The sequence below is a fragment of the Pseudoalteromonas sp. SR45-5 genome (assembly GCF_014163565.1).
GTDB lineage: Bacteria > Pseudomonadota > Gammaproteobacteria > Enterobacterales > Alteromonadaceae > Pseudoalteromonas > Pseudoalteromonas distincta.
On the sequence record NZ_JACJDN010000425.1, the window covers coordinates 1 to 3,612 of the forward strand.

5 protein-coding genes are annotated in these 3,612 nt (G+C 37.1%); 2 read left to right on the plus strand and 3 right to left on the minus strand.

Annotated features, from left to right (window positions below; translation table 11 throughout):
* Positions 1 to 643: hypothetical protein (locus H5072_RS14535; protein ID WP_182693921.1), on the minus strand; the 643-nt coding region annotated here is incomplete at its 3' end.
* Between the two features lie 226 nt (positions 644 to 869).
* The gene (locus tag H5072_RS14540; RefSeq protein ID WP_182693922.1) at positions 870 to 1,562 is read right to left on the minus strand and encodes a DUF445 domain-containing protein; all 693 of its coding nucleotides are present in this window, start codon (positions 1,560 to 1,562) and stop codon (positions 870 to 872) included.
* A gap of 124 nt (positions 1,563 to 1,686) precedes the next feature.
* Here H5072_RS14540 and H5072_RS14545 point away from each other — a divergent pair, with 124 nt between their 5' ends.
* Both H5072_RS14545 and H5072_RS14550 read left to right on the plus strand, forming a co-directional pair.
* Entirely contained in the window at positions 1,687 to 2,559 is an 873-nt protein-coding gene (locus H5072_RS14545; protein ID WP_182693923.1) for a fructosamine kinase family protein, read from the plus strand.
* Between the two features lie 103 nt (positions 2,560 to 2,662).
* Positions 2,663 to 2,866 carry a CPXCG motif-containing cysteine-rich protein gene (locus H5072_RS14550; RefSeq protein WP_002962509.1) on the plus strand — a complete coding sequence of 68 codons (204 nt, stop codon included), beginning with the start codon at positions 2,663 to 2,665 and terminating at the stop codon, positions 2,864 to 2,866.
* 1 nt (position 2,867) lies between these two features.
* Here H5072_RS14550 and H5072_RS14555 read toward each other — a convergent pair whose 3' ends face one another.
* Complete coding sequence (locus H5072_RS14555) at positions 2,868 to 3,494, minus strand: riboflavin synthase subunit alpha (protein WP_182673399.1); 627 nt, start codon at positions 3,492 to 3,494, stop codon at positions 2,868 to 2,870.
* Between the last annotated feature and the right edge of the window lie 118 nt (positions 3,495 to 3,612).

The window sequence follows — 3,612 nt, forward strand, 5'->3', positions numbered from 1 at the left end:
TATTACCATCTTTAGCCGCAGTTACTTTGTCATGACGATGGCGATACTGGCTCAATGCTTTATTAAAATCGCCTTGATAGTCTTCAACCAAAATTTTATAAAAGTCGCTTTTTTGAACATTTAAATCGTTAATGCAGTAATTTAACGCCTCTTTAAAGTCGGTAAATATCATGCCTTCTACATCAAACTCTTTTGTTTTTTCGCGCACTGCTACTTTGGCATCTTCTGTGGCATAGCTAAAACCCGTAAAGGCTAAACGCTCAGCGGCTTCTTTGCCTAATTTCATACCCGCTTGAATACTATGGGCAAACTCGTCGCTCATGTCGCCAAGTTCGCTTTCTTCCCACATGTTATAAACGCGCAGTGGTTTAGCATATTTATTTGAGAGCTTTTTTTTAAGCTTGGTAAAGCGCTCATCAATCGTCATCAGTCTTTCGTTATGTAAAAGTGCGTGGCACTCATAACACGCAGGGATTGAGATAAAGTCAGCCTCTTCACCTAAATCAACAATACTTTGTAGCATATGAAGTGGCGGACAATGATCGCGCTCTGTCGCTTCACAGCCACAATAAAAACACTGATTAAAATGTTGCTGATCGCACGCGTATGCTTGCTGATAATAACTGGCTAACGTTTTGCTCACCGTTGCTCCTAAAAAAAACACGACTAAATTATGGGGGCGATAATAACAGCCTGAAAAAATAAGTTATACCAATTGCATCAAATTAGTGCTCTATTATTTCGCTAAAAAGTAGTGCAATAACAGGCACAAATAACAACGTGTAGTTATTCTATACAAATAATTTTTAACGCAGTAAGTACACTATTTAATGCAATAGAATGATTATGCTTTTTATTAGTCGCTAGAATTAAATAACGGCCGCTATTAAACCAAATAAACCACCAAACACACCGCCCCATACTACAAGCCAGCCTAGGTGCTCGCGGATCATGGTCTGAATAATATCTTTAACCATTTTAGGAGTAAGCTCATCTAAGCGCTCATCAACTAGTTTAAGCACCGTTTTATGTAGGCTTTCTGCGCTATTACCTTGTGAAAGTGTTTGGCTTACTAATGCTTTAAAGTCGTCAGTTTGAGAAATCTCACTAAGCGACAATTGCATTTTTTCAATAAACTTTTCACGCATCGGCTCTATTGCCGCTGTACCGCCAAACATTCCTAGCATACTACCAAACTGAGACTGCTCTATTACCTCTAACAAATTGTCGAATGCAGGGTTTAAATCAACATTGCTAATTATTGGCTCAAAGTCGATATTGGGCTGCGCTTTATTGAGTAAATTATTAATTTTTTGGTCTGAAAAAAACTCCGTTAATATCAGGTTTCGTATAGCGACTTTAAAGCTTTCAAACTTAAGCGCTATAACACCTGAACCGTATAAAAACGGGACTTTTTCGAATAACATATGAATAGCTAATAAATTAGTTACCGCGCCAGAAAGTGCAAATAAACCAACAGACAACACAATTGCTTGGTTAAACATAAAACCTACAACAACACATAAACCCGCTAGCAAATTGGTTATTAAACTTTTGTTCATTTTAACTCCACTACAGTAAGTGTAATTTTATTCAATATAGCCGTTAATTTTACAACGTTTAGATTGTTAAATTAATACCTTTTTGCCATAGTTTAAGTATCTGTTTAAAAGGCGAGCAATTGTTATGTGGAAAACAGTAAATGAGCACATCAGCCAAGCCATTAATTTTGACTTTAAGCACACCTACAAACGCCAATTACAAAGTACAAACACCGACAAACTATTTCATATTACCAATGGTACGCATAACTACTTCGTTAAAATAGCACTAAAAAGCGAGCTCGAGCGTTTAGAAAGTGAATTTGTTGGCTTAAAGCTTTTGGCGCAAAATAGTAATTTTAAAGTACCTGAATGTATTACAACTGGTGCAAATATAGAGTTTTCGTTTATTGTTTTACAATGGTTTGTTTTAGATAAACAACCCCACGACACTTGGACTAATATGGGTCGCAACCTCGCTAAAATGCATCAAAAACATGACCAAGCTATGTTTGGCTTTGATGTAGATAATTACCTAGCCACAACCATACAGCCAAACCGCTGGCACAAAAAGTGGGATGTATTTTACGCCGAAGAACGTATAGGGTGGCAATTACAACTACTCGCTGAAAAAGGCATTAACTTTATTGAGCCCGAACGCTTAATTAATACCGTAAAAGAGCAACTACATAGCCATCAGGTACAACCTTCATTACTGCATGGCGATTTTTGGCGTGGCAATATGGGATTTTTAAAAGCAGAACCAACAATATTTAATCCGGCTTGTTATTATGGTGATCGGGAAGTGGATATTGCAATGAGCGAACTATTTGCCCCCCTGCCTAAAGACTTTTATAGCGCCTATAACGCGCACTACCCGCTTTCTCAAAATTACGAAAAACGTAAGTTAATATACCAGCTATACCCCATTTTAAATCATGCCAACATCTTTGCCGGTCACTATCTTACTGAAGCTAAACAACATATAGAAAAGCTGGTATTTGAAGGTATAAAATAAATGTCATAAGCTGCATTTGAGCACTATATTTAATGAGTAAGTAGACGTTCATCTGTAAGCGATTAAGTTGAACCTAACTTAATTATTTATAACTGGAGTGATTATGAAAGATTTTTTATCACAACGAATAACGTGCCCACACTGCGGACACCACATACATCTAGACTTAGACGCAAGCAGCGGCGATCAAGACTATATAGAAGATTGCACTGCCTGCTGTAACCCAATTCATTTAAATATGCATATAGACCATGCTAATAATAAATTGGAGCTACACGTAGACAGTGACGACGAACAAATATTTTAACTTAAGCCTGATGGCGTAAGTAGTTCTCTACCGTATTTACAATAGTGTAAGTTTGCTGATCAACTTCAATATTAAACTTGTCACCCACTTGCGCTGCACCAATGTTTGTAATGGCGAGCGTTTCCGGAATTAGGTGTATCCAAAAACCTTGTTCATCAACTTCGCCTACGGTTAAGCTTGCGCCATTTATAGCAACAAAGCCTTTATATAACACATACTTTTTCCACTCTTTTGGCAAGCTTAATTGTATTTTACAGTTATTCTCAAGTTTCACTATTTGAGAGATTTGTGACGTACAATGAATATGCCCAGACACTATATGCCCACCTAGCTCAGTACCAAACGTAACAGAGCGTTCGTAATTTACTAAACTACCTAGCTCAAGCAAGCCTAAATTAGTTAACTTTAGAGTTTCGTCAATCACATCAAAATGCACTTGCGCCACCACATCATGATTACTTAGCTCAACTTGCACAACCGTTAAACAACAGCCATTAATAGCAATACTTGCGCCTAAATCTAAATGTTTAACGTACTCATCGCTCACCGATACAACTAAGCGTAACACACCATCAGCTTGAGTTTTAGAGACCACTGTTGCTTGTGTTTGCACTATTCCTGTAAACATAAAATCACTTAAAATTATTACAAAGTGCTAGTTTAACGTATCAACTCATAAAATCATTCACTACTGTGATTTTTATTTGAAACGCAATAGATTACAATTGCCGCCTGTTTTATTTAAT

Excerpts from the sequence above, each read along its gene's own strand:
- H5072_RS14540 (WP_182693922.1), bottom strand. The coding sequence starts at position 1,562 with ATGAACAAAAGTTTAATAACCAATTTGCTAGCGGGTTTATGTGTTGTT.
- H5072_RS14545 (WP_182693923.1), top strand. The coding sequence starts at position 1,687 with ATGTGGAAAACAGTAAATGAGCACATCAGCCAAGCCATTAATTTTGAC.
- H5072_RS14550 (WP_002962509.1), top strand. The coding sequence starts at position 2,663 with ATGAAAGATTTTTTATCACAACGAATAACGTGCCCACACTGCGGACAC.
- H5072_RS14555 (WP_182673399.1), bottom strand. The coding sequence starts at position 3,494 with ATGTTTACAGGAATAGTGCAAACACAAGCAACAGTGGTCTCTAAAACT.